This window comes from Deinococcus apachensis DSM 19763, from assembly GCF_000381345.1.
GTDB classification, from domain to species: Bacteria; Deinococcota; Deinococci; order Deinococcales; family Deinococcaceae; genus Deinococcus; species Deinococcus apachensis.
Window position 1 is genome coordinate 195,373 of the sequence record NZ_KB906400.1, and the last position, 25,409, is coordinate 220,781.

Genomic DNA, 25,409 nt, shown 5'->3' on the forward strand with positions numbered 1-25,409 from the left:
CCTTTAACGCCAGGACGAGAGTTCTTCGGTGAGGTGGGCGGTCTCGTTGAAGGAGTCGAGGCTTGAGCGGCCCCCGCCGTAGGTCAGCCGGGTGAGGCTGCCGTTGCGGACACGCCAGTTGAGGGTCAGGGCGCTCTCGTCGGGGGCGCGCAGCACGGCGGCGACCGTTACGCCGATCACGCCGCCCGAGGAAAAGGCCAGGACGGTGCGCCCCGAGGGTTCGGCGAGCAGTTCCTTCAGGAAGGCGTGGACGCGAGCACGGAAATCGGCCCACGCCTCCACGTCGGCGTGCGTCACCTCGCCCCGCAGGTAGGCGGCGGCCAGGGGTTCGAGCATCCGCTGGAGGTGCCGGTTGCGCTCCGGGCCGTGCCGCTCCCGCTCGTAGGCACGGACGAGGGCGTCGAAGTTCGGGTCGCGGGCGGCGAGCAGCGGCGCGAGGGTCCGCGTCAGGCCGTCCCCGTCGTACTCGGCGAGGCGGGGGTCGGTGACGGGGTCGGGCCAGCCGCCTCCCGCCGCCTCGCAGGCCAGACGGGCGCTCTCGCGTTGCCGGACGAGGGAACCCGAGATCACGTCCGTCGGCTCCAGCCCAATCTCCGCCAGATACGCCCCCACCGCCCGCGCCTGCGCCTCACCGAGTGCCGAGAGGCGGTCGGTGTCGGCCTCGAAGGGGGTGGCCTGCCCATGACGGACGAGGATGAGGGTGCTCATGGGGACAGGAAAGAGCGGCGCCGGGCTCTCCGGAATTGGGTTCGGCGGTGTGGCACGCCGACAAGGGTACCGTACCGGGACGGCGCCCGGAAGAAAAATGGGCTGTAGCCTCTCCTCACGCACCGTTCGGCGATGCCGTCACGAACGGGGAGGCCGGGCGGCCCTACCCTGCCCGAATGCCGCCGGTCTCCCCTCCCGTCATCCACGCCGAGCAGGCCATTCCTGGCGGCACCCGTGTGCGCCTGGAGTGGCGGGTGGAGGGGGATCCCGTGCCCGCTGTCCTCCTGCTGCCGGAGGTGGAGCCGGGCGTGCGGGTGCCCGCCGCGCTGCTCCTGCACGGCCTGACCTCGCGCGGGGAGGTGATGACGGACTCGGTGGGGCGGGTGCTGCTGCGGCGGGGCGTCGCGTCCCTCGCCCCCGACCTGCCCCTGCACGGCTCGCGCGGCCACCCGCTGGGTCTGGACTCGCTGCGAAATCCGCTGGAGGCCGCCCGGCTGTGGCGCCTCGCGCTGCGGGAGGCGGGAGTCGCGGTGGAGTTCCTGCGGACCCACCCCGCCGTGGACCCCGGGCGGGTGGCCGTGGTGGGGTACTCGCTGGGGTCCTTCCTGGCGACGGCCCTCGCCGCGCGCCACCGTGAGGTGGGCGCGCTCGTGCTCGCCGCGGGGGGTGACCTGCCGCTCGGCACGCCGCTGACCACCCTTGCCCGCACCGCCCTGGACCCCATCCGGGCGGTGCGGCAACTCGGCGGCCGTCCGCTGCTGATGGTGCATGGCCGCCACGACCCGGTGATCCGGCCCGACCAGGCCGAGCGGCTCTACGCCGCCGCGCGCGAGCCCAAGGAGCTGCGCTGGTGGAACGCCGGGCACAGCCTGCCCACCGCCGCCATCGAGGACGCGGCGGACTGGCTGACCCGCCACCTGGGTGTGGGGGCGTCCGGCCAGGTGGGATGAGGGCGGGACACCGGCCACCGCTCTAGAGTGAGCCTCCCGGAGGAGGCCCATGACCCAACCCCTGCACCCCCGCCCGCAACTCACCCGCACGTCCTGGACCGACCTGTGCGGCACCTGGCAGTTCGCCTATGACGACGAGAACCGCGGCGCGGAGGAACGCTGGTTCTCCCGCGCCGAGCCCTTTGACCGCGAGATCACCGTGCCCTTTCCGCCCGAGTCGGCCGCGAGCGGGATTGGCGACCCTGCCTACCACCCCACCGTGTGGTATCGCCGCACCTTCACGGTCACACCGGAGGACCGGGCCGGGAGGCTCCTGCTCCACTTCGGGGCGGTGGACTACCGCGCGCAGGTCTGGGTGAACGGCCAGCTCGTCGCGCGGCACGAGGGCGGGCACACTCCTTTTACGGCCGACCTCACCTCCGTCCTGGCCGAGGGTGAGGAGCAGATCGTCACTGTCCGCGCCGAGGACGATCCCCGCGACCTCGCGCAGCCGCGCGGCAAGCAGGGCTGGAAGCCCGGGCCGCACGCGATCTGGTACCACCGCACCACGGGCATCTGGCAGCCCGTGTGGCTGGAGCGGGTGCCGGAGACGTACATCCGGTCGCTGCGGCTGACCCCCGACCTCGACCGCTCGGCGCTGGAGGTTCAGGTTTCCCTCAACGAACCGCCACGCGAGGAGCTGACCGTGCGGGTGCGCCTCCTTCTGAGGGGCGAGCGGCTTGCCTCGGACCTCTACGAGCTGAACGGGGCGGAGGTGAGCCGCTCCGTGGCCCTCGATCAGGGGCGGCTGGTGCGCGACCACCGGGAGATTCTGTGGTCCCCGCGCCACCCCAACCTGGTGGATGTCGAAGTCACCCTCCTGCGCGGCGAGGAGGTCCTGGACGACGTGCGCTCGTACACCGGGCTCCGCAGCGCCCTGATCCGCGACGGGCACTTCCTGCTCAACCACTCGCCCTTCTACCCCAAGCTCGTGCTGGCGCAGAACTATTGGCCGGAAAGCCACCTCGCCGCGCCCAGCGCCGACGCCCTGCGCCGCGAGGTCGAACTCGTCAAGGAACTCGGCTTCAACGGGGTGCGGATTCACCAGAAGGTCGAGGACCCGCGCTTCCTGTACTGGTGCGATGTTCTCGGGGTCCTCGTGTGGGGCGAGGCGGCGAACGCCTACACCTTCACGCCGGACGCGCAGGAACGGCTCACACGCGAGTGGCTGGAGGTGCTGCGCCGCGACCACAACCACCCCTGCATCGTGACGTGGGTGCCGCTGAACGAGTCGTGGGGTGTGCCCAACTTGGAGCGCGACCCGGCACAACGCGACTACGTGAAGGCCATGTACCACCTCACCAAGGCCCTCGACCCCTCCCGGCCCGCCATCGGCAACGACGGGTGGCAGCTCGTGGCGGGGGACATCCTGGGCATCCACGACTACACGCCGGAGGGCAGGGCGCTGCTGGAGCGCTACGGCACCCGCGAGGCGGTGGAGCGCACCCTCACCGCTGTCCAGCCCGGCCACTACCCTCTGCTGCCCGCAGCGCGGGTGCGGGCCGGGGAGCCCGTCATGCTCACCGAGTTCGGCGGCATCAGCTTCGCGCCGTCGCAGGGCGAACGCTGGTGGGGGTACGGCACCGTTCAGGACGAGGAGGCCTTCCTGACCAAGTACGCCGAACTCGTGGGCGCGGTGCTGGACTGCGAGGGCGTCGCGGGCTTCTGCTACACCCAGCTCACCGACACCGAGCAGGAGAGCAACGGCCTGCTGCACGCCGACCGCCGCCCGAAGATGAACCCCGCCCGGCTGCGCGCGATCAACAGCGGCTACCCCCGCTCCATGCCCGCCGAATTCCTGATCGAGACGCACCTCGCCGCCGAGAGCCGGGACGACGAGGTGCCGCGGTAGGGCCCCATCCCCTGGACCCGCATTCTTGGAAGAGGACGGGTCCAGGGATGCAGGCCTAGCCCGCCTCGCCGATTCGCCGCCACGCCTCCCCGATGAGCCACTGCGCCTGCTCTCCCAGCGGCGCGAAGCGGGGGTCCCTCGTCTGCCCGGCGCGGTAGCGGGCGTAAATCTGCCCGACGATCACGGCGAGTTTGAAGTGCCCCAGCACCTCGTACCACGCCACGCCCCTCACGTCACGACCGCTACGCTCGGCATACCGCGCCAGGAATTCCTCGCGGCTCAGGAAGCCCGGGGCGTTCGCCCCCACCCGGTTGGACGCGCCTCCGGGCTGCTCCGGCATCGTCCAGTAGGTCAGGGTGAGGCCCAGGTCCACCAGGGGGTCGCCCACGGTGGTCATCTCCCAGTCGAGCAGGGCCACCACGCGCGAGGGGTTGGCGGGGTCGAGCATCAGGTTGTCGAGCTTGAAGTCGTTGTGGACGAGGGTGTGGACCGATTCGGCGGGCGTGTGCGCCAGCAGCCAGGCGATCACGTCCTCGTCGTGCAGGTCCTCGGGCGGGGGCAGGTCATCCGTGCGGGCGCGGCGCCAGCGGGACGCCCAGCCCTCGACCTGGCGGGTGTTGAAGCCCTCGGGCTTGCCGAGGTCACGTAACCCCGCCGCATCGATATCGACGGCATGGAGGTCGGCCAGGGTATCCACCAGCGCCTCCGAGAGCTGCCGGGGAGCGTCGGGCAGCGCGGCGTACTCGGGCGGCAGTTTGGTGCGGACCACCGTGCCGCGCCGCCGCTCCATCAGGTAGAAGGGGGCGCCGATCACGTCCGCGTCCTCGACGAGCAGGAGGGGCCGGGGCGCGACGGGCAGCACCGGATGCACCCGTTCCAGCAGCCGGTACTCGCGGGGCATGTCGTGCGCCTTCGCCGCCACCGGACCGAGGGGCGCGCGGCGCAGGACGTACTCCTGATCCCCCAGCCGTACGAGGTAGGTCAGGTTGGAAAAACCGCCGGGGAACTGCTCGACGGCGAGTCGGTCCGCGTCGCCTTCCACCCGCCCGCGCAGCGCCTCCCTCAAGGCGTCCAGCGGCAGTTCCTCGCCGGGACGGACAGGCGCGGTGTCGGGACGATTCACGGGTGACCCTCGGTGCGGGGCGCGTCCCCCTGGAACGCCTGCCCACCCGCCAGGAGCGCCATCGCCTTCTGGCGCAGGCGCCGCATCTTCCCGATCCAGCCGTCGTAATCGTTCGCCTTGTTCTGGAAGGACTGGAGGGTGGTGGGGTGCGTGGTGATGAGAAAACCGTCCCGCCGCAGCACCTCCAGCGTCTTCTCCACCAGCTCGTCGGTCGTGATCGCCGTCTGCTGGAGGATGGGCGCGTTCTGGATCATGGGCGTCCACACGCCCTCGGGGCAGAGGCAACTGACCTTGACCCCCCGGTCAGCGTAAGTGATCGCCAGCCATTCGGCGAAGGCGAGCGCCCCGTGCTTTGTGACCGCATAGGGTGCGGAATGCAGCTCGGTCAGCAGCCCCGCCGCCGACGCCGTGTTCAGGAAATACCCCTCGCCCCGCTCCAGGTAGTGCGGGAGGAGGTGCCGGGCGGCCCAGACGTGGCTCATCACGTTGATCCGGTGGATGAGGTCCCAGTCCTTGTCGGGCGTCTCCGGCCCCGCGCCGATGGCGATTCCCGCATTCGAGCAGAAGAGGTCGATGCGGCCCTCCCGCCCCAGCACGTCCGCGATCAGGGCAGAAACACCCTCCTCGCGCGAGACGTCCGCCGGGACGAACCGCGCCCCGATCTCGGCGGCCTTCTGCGCGCCCATGTCCTCATTGCGGTCGGAGGCGATCACGGTCGCGCCCTCCTGAGCAAAGCGCGTGGCGAGGGCGAGGCCGATGCCGGAGGCGGCGCCGGTGACGACGATGATTTTGTTTTGAAAGTCCATTCCAGGGCTCCTTACTTGAGCGTTAATACTTCCAAACCGGGAAATGAGGTGTAGTCCGCCGGATTTAATGTGAAGAGGGGCAGACCGCTGACCTCTGCGTGGGCAGCGATGAGGTAGTCGGTCAAAATGCGCCTGGAGAGCCCACCCCCGGAGGCGCGGCGGTGGGCGACGTACCCCGCGTGAGCTTCCCCCACACGCTGCCAGACAGCGCGCCCCATCACCCAGTCCACCTCGATGCCGTACTCACGCAGCCAATCCTCAGGGTCGGGCTGGGAGGGCCTGAGTTCCGCCACGACCGGACCACACACCAGCAGTCCCTGAGCCTCGTTCAAAAACTCCGAGACAGCCTCGGCCTTCGATTCCCGCACCAGCAGGGTCAGCAAGACGTTGGTGTCCAGGCAAAGTTGCGGCGGAAAATTCACTCTTTCTGGCGCTCCCGCAAGAGGTCCTCGACATAAGTGATCTTTCCCACGCCCGGCCCACTTTGCAGGATTTCCCGGTCACCCGGATCATGCCGCATGTCGCTGATGTACTCGTCCACCGTCATGCCCTGCGGGAGGGTCAGGGTTCCTATCGCTTCTCGAAAATCACGGCGACGACGGGTGGCAGGAACGACCGTCACCGTCTCGCCACTCCTGACGAACTTCACCCGGCTGCCCGCCTCCAGATGAAGGGCCTCACGCAAATCCTTGGGCAGGGTGATCTGGCCCTTACTGGTCACCGTCGCGTAATAGACCTCGTCCTCCGCTGGCTTCGTGGTCATTCCTTACCCGTCTCCTTACCAGCAGCGTATCACCGCCGCCGCAGATCCACGCCCTGCCGCCGCAGTTCCTCCTTCGCCACCGTCTCGGTATGAACGATGTCGGGGCCGTCGGCGAGGCGCAGGGTGCGCGCCTGGGCGTACATGTTCGCCAGTGGCGTGTCCTGGCTGACGCCCGCGCCCCCGAAGGTCTGGATGGCGCGGTCGATCACGCGCAGGGCGACGTTTGGCGCGACCACCTTGATCGCCGCGATCTGCCCGCGCGCCGCCTTGTTCCCCACCGTGTCCATCATGTGCGCGGCCTGGAGGGTCAGCAGCCGGGCCTGGTCGATCTCCATCCGGCTGTGGGCGATGGCTTCGCGGACATGCTGGTGCGCCGCGAGTGGCTTGCCGAAGGCGACGCGGTTGGCGGCCCGCTCCACCATCAGTTCCAGCGCCCGCTCGGCCTGCCCGATCAGGCGCATGCAGTGATGTATACGGCCCGGCCCCAGGCGGCCCTGCGCGATCTCGAAGCCACGGCCCTCGCCCAGCAGGATATTGGAGGCGGGCACGCGCACATTCTCGAAGGTCATCTCGGCGTGGCCGTGCGGGGCGTCGTCGTAGCCGAACACGGTCAGCATCCGGTCAATGGTCACCCCGGGCGTGTTCATGGGCACCAGGATCATGGACTGCTGGAGGTGCCGCTCGGCCTGCGGGTCCGTCTTGCCCATGAAGATGCTGACCGCGCAGCGGGGATCGCCCGCCCCGCTCGTCCACCACTTGCGGGCGTTGATGACGTACTCGTCGCCGTCCTGCACGATGCTCGCCTGGATATTCGTGGCGTCGCTGCTCGCCACCTCCGGCTCGGTCATGGAGAAGGCGGAGCGAATCTCGCCATTCAGGAGGGGCACCAGCCACTGCTCCTGCTGCTCGGGGGTGCCGTAGCGGGCCAGCACCTCCATGTTGCCGGTGTCGGGCGCGTTGCAGTTGAAGACCTCGGGGGCCCACCAGACCCGGCCCATGATCTCGCACAGCGGGGCGTATTCGAGGTTGGTCAGACCCGCGCCGAACTTTCCATCCGGGTCGCTGGCGGGCGGCAGGAAGAGGTTCCACAGCCCCTGCTCGCGCGCGCTCGGCTTCAGGTCCTCAATGAGCTGGACGTGCTCCCAGCGGTTGCCCTCGTTCACCTGGCGGTGAAATTCGGCCTCGTTGGGGTAGATGTACTCGTCCATGAAGGCGGCCAGGCGGGCGCGCAGGTCGGCGGTGCGGGGGGACGTGTCGAACAGGGTCATAGGGGTTCCTCCTCGGGATTCAGGGGGCGAAAGCCAGCGCGGTCTCCTTCGATGCTGATCAGGGCGTCCCGGTACACGCCGCCCCCCTCGCGGCGCAGCACCAGCCCGAGGGCCAGCACCCGGTCCAGCACGGCCTCGGCCTCCTCCAGCAGCGCCGGGTCATCGTCGTCGGCGACGCGCCCGGCCAGGGCGGCGTCCTCCTCGAAAAGGGCGCGGTAGGGCTCGAAGGCGGGGGTCGGCTCGAAATCGCAGTGGACGGCGAACATCTCGCTGTCCGTGACGGTGAGGCGGCCCAGGGTCTCCCCGCCCCGCTCCAGGGTGTACACGGTGCCCGGCCTCATGTCCCGGTCTCCCTGGAGGGGCGCCCCCCCACGGGCGCGATGCTCGCCAGCGACGCCGCGACGAGGGTGTCCTCTCCCCCGCTGCGGGCATACACCTCGGCGCGGACGACGACCTGACGGCGCCCGGCGCGCAGCACTTCCCCGCGTGCCCACAGCACCTCGCCCCTCGCGGGGGCCAGCAGGTTGAGCTTGTACTCGGAAGTCACCACGTCCCCGGCGAGGGTGGAGGCGGCCCAGGCGCTCACCGTGTCAGCGAGGTAACCGAGCACCGCCCCATGTGCGACGCCGTGATGCTGGGTCAGGTCGGGCCGCAGGTCGAGCTCGATCTCCGCGAGCCCCGCCTCCAGCCGGGTGAGGCGCGTGCCCATGAAGCGCGTGAAGCCGCTCGTCTCCGCCGCGAGCCGGAGCCGTTCGCGGGCGGCGGTCATGTCCGGGGCCGTCATGGGCGCACCTGGGAGACGGACACGCGGGCGAGCGTCTGCGCGTGCAGTGAGCTGAGGATCAGATCATCCCCGACCGGAAGGACCTGGGTAAGGTAACCGTAGCTGGCTGGACCCGTGCCCTGGGCGAAGGCCGTTGGGCGGCCATTCAGGTCGAGCGCGACGAGCATGGACTCCTCGGGAAGGGGCAGTTTGACCCGTTCGGCAAGGCGGGCAATGACCAGCCGCAGCCAGGGCCTCCGCGCCGTCGCATCCAGCAGCGGCGAGCGGCGGCTGGGGAGGGCCACCCAGAACGTGCCCGCGCCGTCGTAGCGAACGTTGTCGGGGTAGCCAGGAAGGTTGTCCGCGAAGACCTCCAGCGTTCCGGCCCGCTCGCCGACCAGCCACAGGCGGTGAACCCGCGCCGTGCCCGTCTCGGTCACGAGGAGGTAAGCCTCACCGGGGCCGAGGGTCACGCCGTTGGGGAAGTTCAGGTTTCTTGCCAGCACGGTCGTCTCCCCCGTCTGGAGGTCGTGCCGCAGCACCCGCCCGTGCCCGCGGTGTTCCAGCAGGTCGAGGAGTTCGTGCGGCCAGGGGTACTGGCTCGACGCGTCGGTGAAGTACACGTGGCGGCCCGCCCGGTCCACGTCCAGATCGTCGGTGAAGCGGAAGGGCACGCCCTCGGCCCCGGTGGCAAGCACCCGCACCTCTCCCCCCTCCGGGTCCACCCGCAGCAGGCCGCGCAGGGCATCGGCGATCAGGAGAGAGCCATCGGGGTGGAAACGCAGGCCGAGGGGCCGCCCGCCCGTGTCGGCGAAGACTTCCGGAGAAGTGCCGTCCGGGTGGAAGCGCACGATGGTCCCGCCCTCGAAGCCGCTGTAGAGGCGGCCCTGGGTGTCCACGGCCACGGATTCAGGCGCGGCTTTGCCCGGCACGGGGGCGAACAGTTCGGCGGTGTTCAACCGCCCGTTGTCGGCATAAGGACCGCCCGTGCGTGAGGGAACGAGACCCGGTCCCTCCCACGCCACCGGGCGAACCCGTGTGGGTGCGAGCAGCAGCCAGCTCACGCCCGCGCCGAGGGTCAGGCCGAGGAGGGTGCGGAGCCTCATGGGGCCCCTCCCGCCGGGGGCACGTCCGCCGTCACGATGGTGCCCAGCGCCGTGGCGACCAGCTTTTCCTCTCCCTCCTGCACGGCGAAGATGTCGCAGCGGGTCACCGCCTGCCGTTTTCCGGTAGTAATAACGCTGCCCCGAGCGACGAGCGCCTCGCCCACCGCGGGCCGAACGAAGTTGATCTTGAACTCTGAGGTGAGCACGCTCGGCCCCAGCGCCGCCGCCCCCATGAAGGTGAGGGCGATGTCGGCCAGCGTGGCCTGCACGCCCCCGTGCGCGAAACCGTGGTGCTGGGTGAGGTCGCGGAGGAAGGGCACCCGCACGACCACGCCCGAGGGCGACATCTCCTCCACCCGGGCGCCGACGAGCACGCTGAAGGGCTGCGAGTCGAGGACGCTCTGGGCGAAGGCGACGGCCTGGGCTTCACTCCTGGGCTGGGTCATGGGTCCTCCCCCTGCCGGACGGTTCGGCCCGGGACGAGGGCAGCGTGTTCGGCCAGAAGCTGCCAGCGGCCCTCATCCTGAACGAAATGCGCCGACCACAGAAACGTCCGGTCGAACGGCCTTCCCGCGTGTTCTCCCTGAACGCGCTCATAAAAGGTGGCGACGGCACTCCCGCCCACCACACTGAGGGTCAGGTCAGTTGGGGTGACCGCGCTGTACCGCCGAACCGCCTGCAGGTCGCGCCAGGCCTCCAAGTGGGGCTGCCTGCGCTCGCGGCGCCCGTCAGCCCCGACGAACACGTAGAGGGGATGGGCCACCCGGTCGAAGAACTCGGCAGCGTGCCCGGCGACGGCCGCGGCGGCGAAGTCCAGGATCAGCCGTTCCGGTTCCTCGGCGGTCGTCATACGTACACCCGCATCACCGTCTCGGCAGTCGCGGCGGGTTTCGGCGCCCCCTCGATCTCGATGGTGTTGCCCACGGTCAGTTGGGCGTATCCGGCGCCGTCCTCGACGTTCAGCAGCACGGCGCGGTTTCTCAGGCGGCTGCCGACCGGGACCGGGGCGATGAAACGCACGCGGTTGAGGCCATAGTTCACCACCATGCGGGCCCCCGAGAGCTGGGGAGCGCCGCCCGCCGTCATGAAGTGCCCCGCCAGCAGCGAGAGCGTCAGGAAGCCGTGCGCGATGGGGCGGCCGAAGGGCGTCTGCGCGGCCCGCTCGGGGTCGACGTGAATGAACTGGTGGTCGCCGGTCGCGTCCGCAAACTGGTTCACCATCTCCTGCGTCACGTCGACCCACTCGGAGAGGGCGATTTCCTGGCCCACGCGGGCGCGGAGGTCTTCAAGGTGCATGGGTCCTCCTTTTGAACGATCTGCCGCCAGCCATCCGTTTCTGGGCTTCTGCTGACGGCTGATCGCCCGACCGCTCCTAAATCGCCGTCACGCCGCCGTCCACCGCGATGTTCTGCCCGGTCATGTACGCCGAGGCGTCGCTGGAGAGCAGCAGGGCGAGGCCCTTGAGGTCTTCCGGGCCGCCCAGACGACCCAGGGGCGTGGCGCCCAGGATGGTCTCCTCCCCGTAGGCGATGGTGCCCTTCGTCATTTTGGTGGGGAAATAGCCGGGGCAGATGGAGTTGACGGTGATGCCGTACTTCGCCCACTCGGAGGCGAGCGCGCGGGTGAAGTTCACGACCGCGCCCTTGGAGGTGTTGTAGGCCACGGTTCCGGCCATGCGCGGGCTGTTGCCCTTGAGCCCGGCGACCGAGGCGACGTTCACCACGCGGCCCGCCTGGGCGGGAATCATGCAGCGCTTGCCCACCGCCTGCGTGAGCAGGAACAGCCCGTTCACGTTCAGGTTGATGACCTTCAGCCACGCCTCGAAGGGGTGCTCCTCGGCGGGTGCGCCCCAGGTGGCCCCGGCGTTGTTCACCAGGATGTGAATGGGCCCGACCTCGGCCACGATGCGCTCGACCAGAGGCTCGATGGTCTCGAACTGCGAGAGGTCGTTCTGATAGACGTGCGCGGCGATGCCCAATCCCTCCAGGTGGGCTTTGGCCTCGTCCAGCTCGTTCTGCTTGCGGGCGGTCAGGACGACGGTCGCGCCGTACTCGCCCAGCCCCTCCGCGATTTGCAGGCCGAGGCCGCGCGAGCCCCCGGTGATGAGGGCGACTTTGCCGGTCAGGTCGAAGAGTTCTTTGAGTGCCATGGGGATGCCTCCGCTAGGTTGTGCCGGGTGGAAACGGTCACCCCACCATAGGAAAAATGTACGTACGCGTCAATTTTAAACGTACAGGGATATTTGGGAGCCGTTCACGCTCAGCAAAACTGTGTGGAAAGCACGTGACCGGGAACACGGCACCCACCAAGCTGAGGAATGTCGCGCCGTCTGCTCCTCCTCCTTGCCTGCGCCACCCTGGGAATCGCCTCCGCCCTTCCTGCCAGCGTGACCCTGAAAAACCTTCCCTATGAGCATCAGGGGCCGGACAACTGCGGTCCCGTCACGGCGCTCACCATCGCGGGTTACTACGGCACGCGAGTTACCCAGGCGCGGGCCGCGAACGCCCTCAAGGACTCGGCGCGCGACCCGCAGGTCACGAGTCTGGAACTCGCCGACTACCTGGGCCGCTTCGGGCTGCGGAGCGTGATCCGGTACGCGGGCACGCCGGAGCTGCTGCGCGACCTCGTGTCCCGGGGGCTGCCCGTCGTGGTGCAGCAGCGCCTCCAGCCCGGGAGCAACGTGGCGCACTTCCGCACGGTGTACGGCTACGAGCGGGGCCGCTTCCTGACCTCCGACCCTCTGCGCGGCGCCCGGCTGTGGCTGAGCGAGGCCGAGTTGACCGACCTGTGGCACTACTACAACGGCGAATACATGGTGTCCTATCCGCCGAACAAGGAGGGTGAGGTCCGGGCCGCGCTGGGCGAGGACTTCAGCGCGGCGGCGAACTGGCGCACCCTCAAGCGGATTGGCGAGAGCAACGTCAAGGCCAGGCCGGGCGACCCCTACAACTGGTGGGGACTGGGCAAGGCGAACCTGCGCCTGGGTCTGGTCAGCGCGGCTGCCGAGAACTTCGCGCGGGCCGCCCAGTTGGGCGTGCCCACCATCTATTACCTGTACCGCCAGGAAGCCTTCGAGGCCTGGACTCGCTCGGGCGACCACGACAAGACGCTGAAATACACCCAGCTTGCGCTGAGAATCGACCCGCAGAGCAAGGAACTGCTGAGGTTTCGCAACCTGGCCCGGGATGCTCTGGGTGGGTAGCAGGGTGGCCCACCTCCGCCAGATGGGGAACAGTCGGGGCGGGGCTCAAAAGTGTCGTGTTGCTGAGCGCGAACGAAGCATCCCCAAGTTTTCGGACCCTTCGCCCCGTTCAGGGGGACAGATTCTGGGAGCCTCGCCCTGATCGAAGCCTGTCCTGTCGCCCGGCACGAGCAGGAGGCTTCTGAAACGCGACATAGCGCCACCGCCAGTCCAGCCCGGACGGTTCTCCCCTTCACGCAGCCGTCGCCGAACCCAGGAGCCGTTCGGCCACCGACAGCACGTCCTTGGGTGGGAGGACCCCCTTGAACCAGATCAGGCGCTCGTCGAAGTCGCTGGGGTCCACTCCCGCCCGCTCCAGGTTCAGGCGTTCGGAGACGCACACGATCACGTCCCGGCGCCCCGATTTTCTCAGCAGCTCGAACTTCTTTCGCAGGTACTCTGGGCGCCAGTAGCCCACGATCTCCACCAGCACACTGCGGCCATCCGGGTGGACCAGCCGGAAGTCGGGGATAATGACCCCGCCGGGCACCGGAACGAGGTCCACCTCGCGCTCCAGCTCCCACGGGGTGTCCAGTTTGGCGAAGCGGTCGCTGAACCCCGCCTCCAGGGCGCTGTCGTGCTCCTCGGGCGGCTTGTAGTGGCTCACGTAGCCGTCCTCGCTGGTCAGTTGGAAGGACCACTCCTCGTCCCCCGGGTCCACCCAGGCGAGGTCCTTGCGGGGCTTGAGGGCCGCCGTCAGGTCCCACTTCGTGACGTGGAGCAGGGCCGGCAGGAATTTCGCCAGCGCCAGGCCGTAGCGCGTCGTGCCCCCGAAGAGGGAGGTCGGCCCGTCCATCGTCAGCGTGAAGCCGTAGTTCGCGTCCCCCTCCACGGTCACCATCAGTCCGAAGAATTTCGTGTACTTCAGCATCTGCTTGTAACGGGCGGGCTCGTTGCGCCGGGCGGTGATCACCAGGCTGTAGGCCCGGTAGAGCACTCCCTGGGCCTGCGCGAGGTTGAAGCGCTCCATCAACTCCCGCGGCTCGGGCGGGTCGAAGGAGACGAGCCGCTGCTGGTCCGGCAGGTCGGCGTACAGCAGCTCCGAGACGTCCTTCGCGCGCAGCCGGGTTTCCCCGGAGAGGGCGGCCGCCGCCTGTTCCAACACCAACGTCCGGCGATGCCGGCTTGGCGGGTGAGCCTGGGCCAGCTCGAAGACCTTCGCCCGCACCACTCCCGGTTCCACGTCTCCCCCGGTCTCGAAGGTGGCGGCGCCGGTCGTCAGCAGGTGCGCCATCCCGCGCAGCACCTTGAAGTCCTGCCGCCCCGCCTCCAGCGCCTTGAGGTCCTCGTCCAGGTCCAGGCGGCGCTTGCCGACGTTCGCCTCGAAAGCGGCGATTGCCTGCTCGGCCAGCCGGAGGTTGTTCGTCGTGGCCTTGAGCCGCCGGGGCTCCACCAGACCCGCTTTCACGCGGAACATGAGCAGGTCAGTGGGGAGCATTCAGGTCCTCCCAGGTTGGGGTGAAGGCGGCCTGGCCGGACGACCACTGGCCGCGGCGCTGCTGGCTGACCCGCTCCTCGCTGGTGCCCTCGGTGATCACCTCATAAAGCACGGCGTTCTTGCCCTCTGCCTTCCGCAGAATCCGGCCCAGACGCTGGATGTGCTCGCGCTCCGTCGCGGTACCGGAGAGGACCACCGCCACGCTCGCCTCCGGCACGTCCACCCCCTCGTTGAGCACCCGGCTGGTCACCAGGACCCGGTAGGCCCCGCTCCTGAACCGCTCCAGCAGGGTGTGGCGCTCGCGCACCGGGGTCTGGTGGGTGATGGCGGGAATCAGGAAGTCGTGGCTGATCCGGTAGACCGTCGCGTTGTCGTCGGTGAAGATCAGCGTCCGCTCGGAGGGGTGGTTCGCCAGCAGTTCCTCCAGGACGCGCAGCTTGCCCTCCGTGCCGTAGGCCATGCTGCGGGCCTCCCGGTGGGCGCGCATGGCGGCCTTGCCCTGCGGCGTGCCGGTGCTCAGGATGAACTGCTGCCACCCCTCCAGGCTACCCAGGCGGATGTTGTTGCGCCGCAGAAAGTCGTTGCGCTGCCGGATCAGATCGTCGTAGTGGCGCTGCTCGGCGGGGCTCAGCCGCACCTTGATAATCACCTCGCGGTAGTCCGCCAAGGTGTCCCCGGCCAGGTCCTCCGGCGCGCACTGGTACACCACGGGGCCGACGAGGTCGTCGAGGTGGACCTCCCGCCCGTCGCCGCGCTTGGGCGTCGCGGTGAGGGCCAGCCGGTAGGGGGCCAGGCCGAGTTCGGCCACCGAGCGGTGGAAGTCACTGGGGAGGTGGTGGGCCTCGTCGAAGATCTGGAGGGCGTACCTCCCCGCCAACTGCTCGGCGTGGATGGCGGCGGAGTCGTAGGTGCTGATCAGGATGGGGGTCTCGTCCCGGCTCCCGCCGCCGAGGAGGCCAATCCCCGCGTCGGGAAAGGCCGCGAGCAGGCCGGAATACCACTGGTGCAGCAGGTCGAGGGTCGGCACGCAGATCAGGGTGCTGCGGGGGGTGTCGCGCATGGCGAGCTGGGCGACGAGGGTCTTGCCCGCCCCGGTGGGGAGGACGACCACGCCGCGCCGCCCCGCCTTCTTCCAGGCATTCAGGGCGAGTTGCTGGTGGGGGTAGGGGGTGACCTCGCGGGCATACCCGAGTTCGAGCTTCTGAAACGTCGCGGCCTCGTCGCGCACGGGAACACCCGCCTCCCGCAGACGCTCCACCACGTCCCGGTACGCCTTGCCGGGCGCACGCCAGGACTGGCTGCGGGCGTCCCAGACGAAGAAACCCGCCACAGCCTCGGGAACCTCGTACATCACGAGGGTGCCCCGGTCGAGCCGTAGGGCGTAAGCCATTGCAAGGCTATGCTATCGGGAGAAGATCAGGCTCATCCTTCCCGATATGACGTTTGCTGACGGGGCCGTCGGATCAGGCACGGGGGTGGAGGAGGCTTTCCCCGCCTGGTCGCCACTCTGTTCCCCTGAACGACAAAGCTTCTACACCCCAGCCGCTCCCGGTGGGCTCAGAACCAGGTGTCCTGCATATCGAAGGTCGTCCGGTCGGCACTCGCCAGCAGGTCGGCGTGCGCCTTCACCCTCGGCAGCTCGTGCGTGGCGAAGAAGCGGGCGGCCTGGAGTTTGCCCCGGTAGAAGTCGGCGTCGTCGCCGCGTGCCCCCGGCAGTCGTTGTGCCGCCGCGACCGCCTGCCGCAGCCACATCCAGCCGATGACCGTGTGTCCCATCATCTCCAGGGCGCTGTTCGCGTTGGCGAGAAACAGGTCGGGGCCGAGTTCGGACGACTTGCCGAGGATGGTCTGGAGGGCCGCGCCGCTCTGGTTGAGCGCCTTGACGACGGCCACGCGAATCTCGTCCAGTCCTTCCAGCCCCTCGGACGCCCCCAGGTCCGCCTGAATCCGTTCGAGGAGGACTTGCAGCCCGCGCCCCCCCGCCTGCGTCACCTTGCGGCCCAGCAGGTCGTTGCCCTGGATGCCCTCGGTGCCCTCGTGGATGGGGTTGAGGCGGTTGTCGCGGTAGTACATCTCGACCGGATAGTCGCGGGTGTACCCGGCGCCGCCCATGACCTGAATCGCGTCGCTGAGCGCCTCCTGGCTGTACTTGCTCGGCCAGCTCTTCACGATGGGCGTCAGCAGATCGAGGAGGAGTTCGTTGTCCCGCCGCCCTTCCTCCGGCCCGGTCTCGATCTCGTCCTCCAGGTGGGCGGCGTAGAGGCCCAGCGCAAGGCCGCCCTCGACCAAGCTCTTCTGCCGCAGCAACAACCGGCGCACATCGGCGTGCTCGATGATCCGCACGGGCTGACTGGCCGCGTCCTTGTTGCTCGCGTGCCGTCCCTGCCGCCGGTCCCGTGCGTACTCCAGGCTGGCGAGGTAGCCCGCGTAGCCCAGCATGACCGCGCCCATGCCGACGCCGATGCGGGCGCCGTTCATCATGTGGAACATGTAGCGCAGGCCCTGGCCGGGCTCGCCGATGAGTTCGCCGACCGTCTCGCCGCCCTCACCAAAGTTGAGCAGCGTGTTCGTGGTGCCCCGGTAGCCCATCTTGTGATTCAGGCCCGCCAGGACGACGTTGTTGGATTCCCCGACGCTGCCGTCCTCGTTGACCCGGTATCTCGGCACGATGAAGAGCGAGATGCCCTTCACGCCCGCCGGAGCGCCTTTGATCCGCGCCAGGACGAGGTGAATGATGTTCTCGGACAGCTCATGCTCGCCCGCTGAGATCCACATCTTGGTGCCGGAGATGGCGTAGGTGCCGTCCTTCCTCGGCGTGGCGCTCGTCGTGATATCGGCCAGCCCCGACCCCGCGTGCGGCTCGGAGAGGGCCATCGTGCCGAACCAGCGGCCTTCGAGCAGGGGCAGCATGTATCTGCGCTGCTGCTCGGGCGAGGCGAACACCCGTTGCAGGTTCGCGTTCCCGATGGTCAGGAAGGGATAGCTGCTCGTGCCAATGTTCGCGGCCTTGAAGTGCGCGTGCATGGCCTGCGCGACCACATTGGGCAGTTGCAGGCCGCCCAGTTCCTCGTCGGCGTGGGCGCTGAAAAAGCCTGCGTCACGAAACGCCTTCATCGCCTGGGCGGCGGCGGGAACGAGCTGAACTCTACCCTCCACCACATGCGGCTCGTTCAGGTCCGCCTCGCGGGCGTGGTTGGCGAAGTAGCGGTCGGCAACGTTGTAGGCGAGGCCCAGCACGTCGTCGTACACTTCGCGCGAGTGTTCGGCGAAGCGGGGGCGCCCGGGCAGCGAGGCGGTGTCCAGCACCTCGTAAAGCTGGAATTGCAGGTCACGGCGGGAGAGGAAGGGGGCCATAGCGACTCCTTGGGGGTGGACTTGCGGCCAGCTTAGGCCGGAGTGTCCGTGAACGTCAATTTTGAACGCTCGCGTTCATATGAGGCGGGGACATCGGAGCATCAGGTCGACCCGGTGTTGGGGCTCAGCGCAGGCGTGCTGGTTCTGGAACTGGACCACGCAAACTTGACCGACGCACGCAAGTGGTGGGGGCAACTGCCTCACGGCAGAGAAACAGTCGGAGGGAGGTCAGAAAACCCCTCCCCCTTGAGGGGGGAGGCCGGGACTCGCGGAGCTGCTTGCAGAGGAGGAGGCAGGGCATCGTGCTCGCGGAGGCGCTTGCCCCCTCGCCCCCCCACCCCGGCCCTCTCCCACCAGGGGAGAGGGTGAAAAAAGATTCACCTTGTCAGCGCGTATGGGATCACGTGCGGCTTGCCGGTGTCGGGGTCCGCGAGGATGTGGGCCTTCAGGCCGAACACGTCGCGCAGCAGCTCGGCCGTCATGATGTCCTCGGGGCGGCCCTGGGCGTAGACCTGCCCGTCCTTCATGGCGACCAGCTCGTCGCTGTAGCGCACGGCCTGGTTGAGGTCGTGCAGGACCATCACGACCGTCTTGCCCCCCTCGCGGTTCAGGCGCCCGGCGAGGTGCAGCACCTCCAGCTGGTGCGAGAGGTCCAGGTAGGTCGTCGGCTCGTCGAGCAGCAAAATATCGGTCTGCTGGGCGAGGCTCATGGCGATCCAGGCGCGCTGGCGCTGCCCACCCGAGAGCGCCTCCAGTGGGCGGCCCGCGAAAACTGTCATGCCCGTCTGGGCGAGTGCCCACGCCACGGCCTCGCGGTCCTCCTCGCGGCGCACGGGGAAGCGGCCCTGGTGGGGGTGGCGGCCGAACCACACGAGTTCCTCCACACTCAGGCCCTCGGGGGCAGTGGGGCCCTGGGGCAGGATCGCCAGGCGGCGGGCCACCTCGCGGGAGGGCAGGGCGTGCAGCGCCTGGCCGTAGAGCTGAATCTCGCCGCCCCCGGCGGGCAGCAGCCGGGCGAGGGCGCGCAGCAGGGTGCTCTTGCCGCAGCCGTTCGGCCCGATGATGCTGGTGACCTGACCACCTGCTACGCGCAGGTCCAGCCCGGGAACGATGACGGTCTGCCCGTAGGCGAGCCGTAATTTCTCGGTGGAGAGGGGGGAGGGAATCTGGGTCATGCGGTGCGCCTCAACAGATACAGGAAATAAGGGGCCCCCACCAGGGTGGTGAAGATGCCTGCCGGGACCTCAATGGGCGGCAGCAGTGAGCGTCCCAGTGTATCGGCGGCGAGGACGAGCAGCGCCCCCACGAGCAGGGAGACGGGCAGCAGCCGGGCGTGCCGCGCGCCCACGAGCAGCCGCGCGAGGTGCGGCGCGAGCAACCCCACGAAGCCCAGGATACCCGCGCCCGTCACAGCGGCGGCGGCGAGCGCGACCCCCACCCCCAGGGCGAGCAGCCGCGCCGGGTTCACCCGGGTGCCCAGGTTGGTGGCGAGGTCTTCGCCCAGGTTCAGCACGTCCAGCGTGCGCGAGAGCAGCAGCGCGGCAGGCAGCAAGGCGAGCGCCCAGGGAAGCACCCGCGCCACCCTCGTCGCGTCCGCCCCGTACACCGTGCCTATCAGGAAAGTCAGCGCCGTGCCCAGCCCGTCGGGCGCCCGCACGAGCACGAGTTGCTGAACGGCCCCCAGCGCCGCCGCCACGGCCACGCCGACGAGGGCGAGGCGCACGGGATGCAGGCTGTTCAAACTCACGCCGCCCCACTCCCGCGCGAGGAGCAGCACCAGCCCGAAGCCCCCCCACGCGCCCGCCAGCGCCGCCCAGGGGAGCCCGCCGACCGGCGCCCCGGGCCAGGCCAGCAGGAAGAACGTGACCGCCAGCCCCGCCCCCGCCCCCACCCCGATGAGGTCGGGCGAGGCGAGCGGGTTGCGGATCACCCCCTGCATCACCGCGCCGGACGCGGCGAACATCGCCCCGCACAGCAGCGACACGAGCACGCGCGGCGCCCGCAACTCCAGCACGAGCTGGCGCGTCAGGTCGTCGCCGCTGCCCGTCAGGACCCGCAGCACGTCCGGCGCGGGGGTCCGCACCGCCCCCAGGCCCAGCGCGAGCACCGAGACGAGCAGCGTCACGCCCGCCAGCCCCAGCCCGATCAGCACGGCCCGGCGGGAGGTGTAGGGGCTGACCATCACCCGCTCTCCGGAACTGGCCGTATCTGTTCACGGCCAGTTCCCGACTGAAAGGAGCAGGAGAGAGGACGGGTTCCGTGAAATGAAGGACCTTCCGGCGCCCTCCCGGGAGGTCCGAAATGGAGCGGGACCCGGACCACTAGTACCGGAACTCCGCCGGGGGCGCGGCGTCCTGAAGGAAGCGGCTGGCGATGGTCTGCGCCACCATCAGTTTCAGGGCGAGGGGGCCGCGCCCGCGCGTCCAGTTGTCGCGGTTGAACTCGTACACCCGGCCCCGCTGCACCGCGCTCAGCCGCTGCCACAGGGGGTTCGTCTTCCACGCCGCGGTGATCGGCGTCTCGTCGGGAGCGGTGAACAGCACCAGGGTGGAGGGGTTCAGCGCGAGGAGGCCCTCCAGCGAAATCTCGTACTGGGTCTGATCGCCTTTTACCGGGAGCAGGTTCTTGCGCCCCACATCCTCCAGGAAGCTTCCCACGAAGCTCCCGCTGGTGTGGACGGTGAGGCTTTTGGGCGTGACGACGGCGGCGACGAAGGGAGGGGCGCCCTTCTTCGCAAACACGCGCGCCTTGTTCAGCAGCGCCTTCTGGTCGGCGAGGAGTTGCCGGGCGGCGGTCTCGCGCCCCACGAGCTTGCCGATGGCGAGGGTCTGAGCGTTCAGGTCGTCCAGGCTGCCCCGGCGGCTCTGGAGGGCAGCGGTCGGCGCCAGCCGCGAGAGCTGCGGGTACACGTCCCCGTGAACGAAGGCGTCCGCCAGGATGAGGTCGGGCCGCAGCGCCGCCATCGTCTCCAGGCTGGGCTGGGCGCGGCTGCCGGTGACGGCCACCCCCTTCACCCGCGGTTGCAGGTAGGGCGGCGTGCCCCGGTCCCCACCTTGGGTGCCCAGCGTGGCGCCAACGGGCGGAACCCCCAGCGCGACGAGGGTATCCACGAAGGAGTATTCCAGCGCGACGACGCGCCGGGCCAGTTTGTCGAGGGTCAGTGTGCCCCGCTCGTGCGCCACAGTGACGGCAGCAGCGGTCGTGACGAGAGCGAGGGCGGTCAGGGTCAGCAGATTTTTTGGCATGGAAGGGTTCTCCTTAATTTGGATGGGGGTTGCTCTTTGCTCTTCCCCCTTGAGGGGGGAGGCTGGGACTCACGGAGCTGCTTGCAGGGGAGGAGGCAGGGCATCGTGCTCGCGGAGGCACTTGCCCGTGGCCCCCTCACCCCGGCCCTCTCCCCTGGTGGGAGAGGGAGAACAACGTATTGCCGCTGGGCTTGCTCCCACATCACCGCCGACCGATCCGCCGCGCGAGCGCCACGAAAAACGGTGCCCCGGCGGCGGCGACCAGGATGCCCACGGGCGTTTCGGCGGGTTTGTCGATCAACCGGGCCAGGATGTCCGCCGCGGTCAGGAAGGCCGCTCCCAGCAGGGCCGCGAGCGGGAGGCTGAAGCGGTGGTCCGGCCCCATCAGCGCGCGGGCGGCGTGAGGGATGATCAGGCCCACGAAGCCCACCGGCCCGACCACGCTGACGGACGCGGCGGCAAGCAGCACGCCCAGCGCGGTGACCAGGAAGGAGTCCCGTTCGGTGCGGGCACCCAGGCCCCGGGCCACGTCCTCGCCCAGGGCCAGCACGTTCACGCGGGGGGTGAGGAGCAGGGCGAGGGCGAGCCCCAGCCCCATCCAGGGGGCCACCTGCGCGGCCTGCTCCCAGGTGCGGCCCGCCACCGAGCCGGAAAGGGCGAACAGCGCGCCCTGGGCCCGTTCCTCGAACAGCAGTTGGACGGTCCGGGTCGCGGCCCCCACCAGGCTCGCCACCGCCACGCCCGCCAGCGCCAGCCGCAGCGGCGTCACGCCCACCCGCCGCGCCACCCCGTAGGCGAGCGCCGCCGCGAGCGCCCCCCCCAGGAAGGCGGCGGGCACGAACAGCGCTGCCGGGGCCGCCGGGAAGAAGACGACCATGACCAGGATCGCCAGCGCCCCGCCCGCCTCTACCCCCAAGATGCCAGGGTCGGCGAGCGGATTGCGCGTCACCCCCTGGAGCAGCAGGCCCGACACACCCAGCCCCGCCCCTGCCAGCGCCGCTACCACCGTGCGTGGCAGCCGCAGCGTATGGATCACCAGGCTTTCGGTGCTCTCGTCCGGCCACAGCAGCAGCCGGGTCACCTGGCCGGGCGCGATGTCGCTCGCCCCCAGCGCCAGCGAGGCGAGCAGGGCGAGCAGCAGCAGCCCGGCGGCGAGCAGGAGGAGGAAGGGACGCTTCAAAGGCTGACCCGCATCTCCTCGACCACGTACTGCCGCATCCGGCCGAGGTCGGCCTTGTGGCTGGAGCCGGGGAGGTGCAGGGGCACCCCGTCCCGGACGAGGGCGGTTGCGCGGCCGGCCTGCCCGTTCCAGTGGAAGTCCAGGGTGACCCGGGCGCGCCCGTCGCTCTCCGCCTCCACCTGAGCCGTCCGCTCGGCGCCCAGCCAGTCCCAGCCGTAACGCACGAGCAGTTCCCGGTCCAGCAGCTGCGCGAGGGGGGGCAAGCCCGCGAAGCCGCGCAGGTGGCCGCGCACCTCGGAGGGGTGGACGGCCCGCCGGGCGACGCGGGCCGCCAGTTCCGGCGTCAGGTGCGCCCACAGCAGCCCACTGGGGAGTTCCACCGCGGTCGCGGCGAAGCGGTGGCCGCCGAAGTGGCCCGTACGCCAGGCGCGGTGCCCGGCTGCCCGCAGGCCGTGGAACGCCGGAATGCCGTACTTGCCGCAAGAGGCATCCACCGTCCCGTGGGTGCAGACGTGATAGTCGGGGCCGGTGGGCACGGGGACCTCCGCCCAGTCGCCCAGCTCCCCGGAGCGCAGCAGGGTGGCGCTCAGGCCGCGCGCCCACTCGGTCTGGGGCAGGGCGGACTGGTAGTCGCGCCGCGTGAAACCGCCCGCCCCGCGCGTGTAGTGGCGAACCCGCAGCGGCGGGCCCGGCTGCTCGGGCGCCGACATCAGCAGACCGAAGCCCGCGCCGCTCGCCTCCACCCGGCCCCGCAGCGCCTCGAAGACGCCGCGCTGCTCAGTGGTCCAGCGGTCCACGTCGCGGAGCGCCGCCCACACGGGCACGTCCAGCTCCAGCACCGTGACCTCCTGCCAGTGGGGGGCGGTGGCGATGGGGTCCTCCCCGGACGCGCGGGAGGCGTCCGCGCACAGGGGAAGGCGGGCGGGGGGGGCAGGCATGTGGCTCAACGGCCCGACACCCCCCTCACTTCACCGCCTCCAGGATCAGCCGGGTCACCTCGTTGCTGTTGCGGAGGGATACCAGGGGGCCGGACCAGGGGCTGTTCGCCTCCAGGTTGTAGACCACGCTCTGCCCCTTGAGGCGCTGGCCGACCGGCGACTTCAGGAAGGCGTCGGCACCGTCGTACTGCCCGCCGGGCGGCATGATGACCACCAGCGTCTGCTTGTCGAGGTTCAGCAGCGCCTCGTCGCTGATCTGGGCGCCGATGCCCAGGGTGGTCGTGCCCGCCTTCAGCCCGTCCCTAAAGCCCAGGGCACGCAGGTCGTCGATCAGGCGCACCTTCGTGTAGATCCAGGTGCTGCCCCCCGCGAAGGGCGAGATCACGACGGCCTTGGGGTACTTGCGGAACACGCCCGCCGCGAGCAGCTTGCGCGCGTTGGCGCGGCTGGTATCCGCCACCTGCTTGATCACCCGCTCGGCCTGCTCCTGCCGCCCGAAGACGCGGGCGAGGTCCCTCAGCCCCTTTTTCCAGAAACCGGGGGCGTCCTCGCGGTAGCCGACGGTAGGGGCGATCTTGACCAGGTTGGCGTAGTTCCCGTTCCCCTCCCAGGTCAGGCGCACGATCAGGTCGGGCCTCAGCGCCAGGATCGTCTCCAGGTTGGGTGCGGTCCAGCTTCCCACGAAACGGGGGGTGTTGAGCTTGCCGCGCGCCAGGAAGCCGCCCTTCAGCACCTCGGGCTTGATGGACCCGCTCGCCGTGAGCTGGGCGGGGGTGATCGTCGCGCTGCCCAGGCCGACCACGCGGTCGCCGAGACCCAGGGCGTACATCCAGCCCAGCGCTTCTTCATCCAGCACGACCACCCGCTTGGGATCACGCTGAACCTGGGTGGTCCCCTCATCGTGCCGGACGGTGAGGGTCTGCGCCGAGGCGGGGGCGAGGGAAAGGAGGGCGAGGGCGAGCAACGAGGCTTTCACGAGGGGATACTGCACTAATCCGAGTAGGTTGGTCAAGTTAAAGAGTTAGATTTCGCCAAGTGTCCGTCCACGTCCACTTTGAACGTGGGCGTTCACACTGGGCGGGCAGGCCCGTAAGATGGGGCATTCCTCGTCACCCGACCTTCAGGAGGTCCTGCCATGCGCGCCCTGATCTGCTCTGCTTTTGACCAACCCGAAGCCCTCACCGTCCAGACCGTCCCCGACCCCACCCCCGGCCCCGGCGAGGTGGTCCTGAGGGTGGAGGCGGCGGGCGTGAACTACCCCGACGCGCTGATGGTGATGGGGCAGTATCAGGTCAAACCTCCCCTCCCCTTCACGCCGGGCGCGGAGGCGGCGGGAGTGATTTCGGCGGTCGGTGAGGGCGTGACGCACCTGCGGGTGGGCCAGCGGGTGGCGGCCTTCACGGGGACGGGCGCCTTTGCCGAACAGCTCCTGGCCCCCGCGACGAGCGTGATGCCGCTGCCGGACGGGGTCCCCTCGGACGTGGCGGCGGGACTGCCGCTCGCCTTCGGCACCTCCATGCATGCGCTGGTGGACCGGGCACAGTTGAAAGGAGGTGAGACGCTGCTCGTCCTCGGCGCGGCGGGCGGGGTGGGCCTCGCGGCGGTCATGATCGGCAAGGCGCTGGGCGCGCGGGTGATCGCGGCGGCGAGCAGCGAGGAGAAGCTGGCGCTCTGCCGCGAACACGGGGCGGACGAGACGCTGAATTACAGCACCGGGGACTTGCGCGAGCAGATCAAGACCCTGACGGACGGCAAGGGGCCGGACGTGATCTACGACCCGGTGGGCGGTGACCTCGCCGAGCCCGCCTTTCGCTCCATGGGCTGGGGCGGGCGCTACCTCGTCGTGGGCTTCGCGGGGGGCGGCATTCCGAAACTCCCGCTGAACCTCCCGCTGCTCAAGGGCGCCTCGCTCGTCGGCGTGTTCTGGGGCGAGTTCGCCCGGCGCGATTCGCGTGCCAATGCCCGCAACCTCGCCCGGCTGCTCGGTTGGGTGGCGGACGGGACGATCCGTCCGCTCGTCAGCGAGCGCTACCTCCTGGAACGCACGCCGGACGCCCTGCGCGCCCTGCTGGAGCGGCGCGTGACCGGAAAGGTGGTGGTGACGCCCTGACCTCCCCGACCCCCGTCACCTTCTACACGACCGCCGAACTCGCGCGGGAGGCGGGCGTGACCCGGCGCACGGTGATGCACTACGCCGAACTCGGCCTGCTGACACCCGATCAGGTCACCGCCTCGGGCCGGGCGCTCTACGGCCCCTACGCGCTGCGGCTGCTGCGCGACGTGATGGACCTGCGCGCCCTGGGCGTCCCGCTCGACGAGGTGCGCGACATGGTGATCCTGCGCCGGGCGACCCACACCGTAGGCGGCACCTATCGCCGCGACTGGACGCGCGAGGACATTCCCCTGGGCGACGAGCAGCTGCGAATCATCCACGCCCGGCTGCGCCTGCTGCAGGAGGCCTACGCCCGCCAGGCCGAGGGCCTCGCCCGCTTCGACCGCTGGCTGACGAAGCGCTTTACCGGCGGGGACGTGGCGCCGCTGGAGGTAGGGGAGGACTGAATCCCGCCCCTGGACAACGGTGGGCTGAGGCAACCCTGGTAGGACGTTGCCGCCATGCGAGCCCTTCAACTCACCC

The 25,409-nt window shown here is 69.9% G+C and carries 27 protein-coding genes; 5 read left to right on the forward strand and 22 right to left on the reverse strand.

Going from position 1 to position 25,409, the window contains the following annotated elements:
- Nucleotides 1–3 precede the first annotated feature (3 nt).
- Complete coding sequence (locus F784_RS0107755; protein ID WP_019586155.1) at nt 4–708, reverse strand: histidine phosphatase family protein; 705 nt, start codon at nt 706–708, stop codon at nt 4–6.
- Between the two features lie 176 nt (nt 709–884).
- Between F784_RS0107755 and F784_RS0107760 the strand changes: the two genes are divergently transcribed.
- Together F784_RS0107760 and F784_RS0107765 are read left to right on the forward strand one after the other, a co-directional pair.
- Nucleotides 885–1,658 (forward strand): alpha/beta hydrolase family protein, encoded by a 774-nt coding sequence (locus F784_RS0107760; protein ID WP_019586156.1) that lies wholly within the window; start codon nt 885–887, stop codon nt 1,656–1,658.
- A gap of 49 nt (nt 1,659–1,707) precedes the next feature.
- A complete protein-coding gene (locus F784_RS0107765) occupies nt 1,708–3,549 on the forward strand; it encodes a glycoside hydrolase family 2 protein (protein ID WP_019586157.1) in 1,842 nt (613 codons plus the stop codon).
- A 55-nt stretch (nt 3,550–3,604) separates the two neighbouring features.
- Here the strand turns inward: F784_RS0107765 and F784_RS0107770 are convergent, their stop codons facing one another.
- The 12 genes from F784_RS0107770 to F784_RS0107825 form a co-directional block, all read right to left on the reverse strand.
- Nucleotides 3,605–4,672, reverse strand: coding sequence for a phosphotransferase family protein (locus tag F784_RS0107770; RefSeq protein ID WP_019586158.1), 1,068 nt, complete (start codon nt 4,670–4,672; stop codon nt 3,605–3,607).
- Nucleotides 4,669–5,478: an SDR family NAD(P)-dependent oxidoreductase gene (locus tag F784_RS0107775; RefSeq protein WP_019586159.1), complete on the reverse strand. Its 810-nt coding sequence runs from the start codon at nt 5,476–5,478 to the stop codon at nt 4,669–4,671. Before F784_RS0107775 ends, F784_RS0107770 begins: the two co-directional genes overlap by 4 nt.
- Nucleotides 5,479–5,489: 11 nt before the next feature.
- The gene (locus F784_RS0107780) at nt 5,490–5,900 is read right to left on the reverse strand and encodes a type II toxin-antitoxin system VapC family toxin (protein ID WP_019586160.1); all 411 of its coding nucleotides are present in this window, start codon (nt 5,898–5,900) and stop codon (nt 5,490–5,492) included.
- Nucleotides 5,897–6,241 (reverse strand): AbrB/MazE/SpoVT family DNA-binding domain-containing protein, encoded by a 345-nt coding sequence (locus tag F784_RS22585; RefSeq protein ID WP_019586161.1) that lies wholly within the window; start codon nt 6,239–6,241, stop codon nt 5,897–5,899. Before F784_RS22585 ends, F784_RS0107780 begins: the two co-directional genes overlap by 4 nt.
- 29 nt (nt 6,242–6,270) lie before the next feature.
- The gene (locus F784_RS0107790) at nt 6,271–7,509 is read right to left on the reverse strand and encodes an acyl-CoA dehydrogenase family protein (RefSeq protein WP_019586162.1); all 1,239 of its coding nucleotides are present in this window, start codon (nt 7,507–7,509) and stop codon (nt 6,271–6,273) included.
- Entirely contained in the window at nt 7,506–7,850 is a 345-nt protein-coding gene (locus F784_RS0107795) for a hypothetical protein (RefSeq protein WP_020700646.1), read from the reverse strand. Before F784_RS0107795 ends, F784_RS0107790 begins: the two co-directional genes overlap by 4 nt.
- Nucleotides 7,847–8,293 carry a PaaI family thioesterase gene (locus F784_RS0107800; protein ID WP_245557780.1) on the reverse strand — a complete coding sequence of 149 codons (447 nt, stop codon included), beginning with the start codon at nt 8,291–8,293 and terminating at the stop codon, nt 7,847–7,849. Before F784_RS0107800 ends, F784_RS0107795 begins: the two co-directional genes overlap by 4 nt.
- Entirely contained in the window at nt 8,290–9,378 is a 1,089-nt protein-coding gene (locus F784_RS0107805) for an SMP-30/gluconolactonase/LRE family protein (protein WP_019586165.1), read from the reverse strand. The genes F784_RS0107800 and F784_RS0107805 overlap by 4 nt, the downstream gene beginning before the upstream one ends.
- Nucleotides 9,375–9,824 carry a PaaI family thioesterase gene (locus F784_RS0107810; RefSeq protein ID WP_019586166.1) on the reverse strand — a complete coding sequence of 150 codons (450 nt, stop codon included), beginning with the start codon at nt 9,822–9,824 and terminating at the stop codon, nt 9,375–9,377. Before F784_RS0107810 ends, F784_RS0107805 begins: the two co-directional genes overlap by 4 nt.
- On the reverse strand, nt 9,821–10,228 hold the full coding sequence (locus tag F784_RS0107815; protein WP_019586167.1) for a nuclear transport factor 2 family protein: 408 nt from the start codon (nt 10,226–10,228) through the stop codon (nt 9,821–9,823). The genes F784_RS0107810 and F784_RS0107815 overlap by 4 nt, the downstream gene beginning before the upstream one ends.
- Entirely contained in the window at nt 10,225–10,674 is a 450-nt protein-coding gene (locus F784_RS0107820; RefSeq protein WP_019586168.1) for a MaoC family dehydratase, read from the reverse strand. The genes F784_RS0107815 and F784_RS0107820 overlap by 4 nt, the downstream gene beginning before the upstream one ends.
- 76 nt (nt 10,675–10,750) lie before the next feature.
- The gene (locus F784_RS0107825; protein ID WP_019586169.1) at nt 10,751–11,527 is read right to left on the reverse strand and encodes an SDR family oxidoreductase; all 777 of its coding nucleotides are present in this window, start codon (nt 11,525–11,527) and stop codon (nt 10,751–10,753) included.
- 168 nt (nt 11,528–11,695) lie between these two features.
- Between F784_RS0107825 and F784_RS0107830 the strand changes: the two genes are divergently transcribed.
- Nucleotides 11,696–12,580, forward strand: a complete 885-nt coding sequence (locus F784_RS0107830; protein WP_019586170.1) for a C39 family peptidase — start codon at nt 11,696–11,698, stop codon at nt 12,578–12,580.
- 232 nt (nt 12,581–12,812) lie between these two features.
- On the opposite strand, the gene F784_RS0107835 is transcribed toward F784_RS0107830, so the two are convergent.
- The 9 genes from F784_RS0107835 to F784_RS0107875 all read right to left on the reverse strand — a co-directional run bounded on the left by F784_RS0107835 (nt 12,813) and on the right by F784_RS0107875 (nt 23,750).
- Nucleotides 12,813–14,057: a DUF790 family protein gene (locus tag F784_RS0107835; protein ID WP_019586171.1), complete on the reverse strand. Its 1,245-nt coding sequence runs from the start codon at nt 14,055–14,057 to the stop codon at nt 12,813–12,815.
- Complete coding sequence (locus F784_RS0107840) at nt 14,044–15,447, reverse strand: DEAD/DEAH box helicase (RefSeq protein WP_019586172.1); 1,404 nt, start codon at nt 15,445–15,447, stop codon at nt 14,044–14,046. The genes F784_RS0107835 and F784_RS0107840 overlap by 14 nt, the downstream gene beginning before the upstream one ends.
- Before the next feature lie 167 nt (nt 15,448–15,614).
- Nucleotides 15,615–17,411: an acyl-CoA dehydrogenase gene (locus F784_RS0107845; RefSeq protein ID WP_019586173.1), complete on the reverse strand. Its 1,797-nt coding sequence runs from the start codon at nt 17,409–17,411 to the stop codon at nt 15,615–15,617.
- Nucleotides 17,412–17,788: 377 nt separating this feature from the next.
- Nucleotides 17,789–18,586, reverse strand: a complete 798-nt coding sequence (locus F784_RS0107850) for an ABC transporter ATP-binding protein (protein WP_019586174.1) — start codon at nt 18,584–18,586, stop codon at nt 17,789–17,791.
- A complete protein-coding gene (locus tag F784_RS0107855; protein ID WP_019586175.1) occupies nt 18,583–19,593 on the reverse strand; it encodes a FecCD family ABC transporter permease in 1,011 nt (336 codons plus the stop codon). The genes F784_RS0107850 and F784_RS0107855 overlap by 4 nt, the downstream gene beginning before the upstream one ends.
- A gap of 139 nt (nt 19,594–19,732) precedes the next feature.
- Nucleotides 19,733–20,656 (reverse strand): ABC transporter substrate-binding protein, encoded by a 924-nt coding sequence (locus F784_RS0107860; RefSeq protein WP_019586176.1) that lies wholly within the window; start codon nt 20,654–20,656, stop codon nt 19,733–19,735.
- 202 nt (nt 20,657–20,858) lie between these two features.
- Nucleotides 20,859–21,836 carry a FecCD family ABC transporter permease gene (locus F784_RS0107865; RefSeq protein ID WP_019586177.1) on the reverse strand — a complete coding sequence of 326 codons (978 nt, stop codon included), beginning with the start codon at nt 21,834–21,836 and terminating at the stop codon, nt 20,859–20,861.
- A complete protein-coding gene (locus F784_RS0107870) occupies nt 21,833–22,774 on the reverse strand; it encodes a sucrase ferredoxin (RefSeq protein ID WP_019586178.1) in 942 nt (313 codons plus the stop codon). The genes F784_RS0107865 and F784_RS0107870 overlap by 4 nt, the downstream gene beginning before the upstream one ends.
- A gap of 25 nt (nt 22,775–22,799) precedes the next feature.
- On the reverse strand, nt 22,800–23,750 hold the full coding sequence (locus tag F784_RS0107875) for an ABC transporter substrate-binding protein (protein WP_026332350.1): 951 nt from the start codon (nt 23,748–23,750) through the stop codon (nt 22,800–22,802).
- A gap of 159 nt (nt 23,751–23,909) precedes the next feature.
- Here F784_RS0107875 and F784_RS0107880 point away from each other — a divergent pair, with 159 nt between their 5' ends.
- Nucleotides 23,910–24,884 (forward strand): NADPH:quinone oxidoreductase family protein, encoded by a 975-nt coding sequence (locus F784_RS0107880; protein WP_019586180.1) that lies wholly within the window; start codon nt 23,910–23,912, stop codon nt 24,882–24,884.
- Complete coding sequence (locus tag F784_RS0107885; RefSeq protein WP_026332365.1) at nt 24,881–25,333, forward strand: MerR family transcriptional regulator; 453 nt, start codon at nt 24,881–24,883, stop codon at nt 25,331–25,333. Before F784_RS0107880 ends, F784_RS0107885 begins: the two co-directional genes overlap by 4 nt.
- The last annotated feature ends 76 nt before the right edge of the window (nt 25,334–25,409 follow it).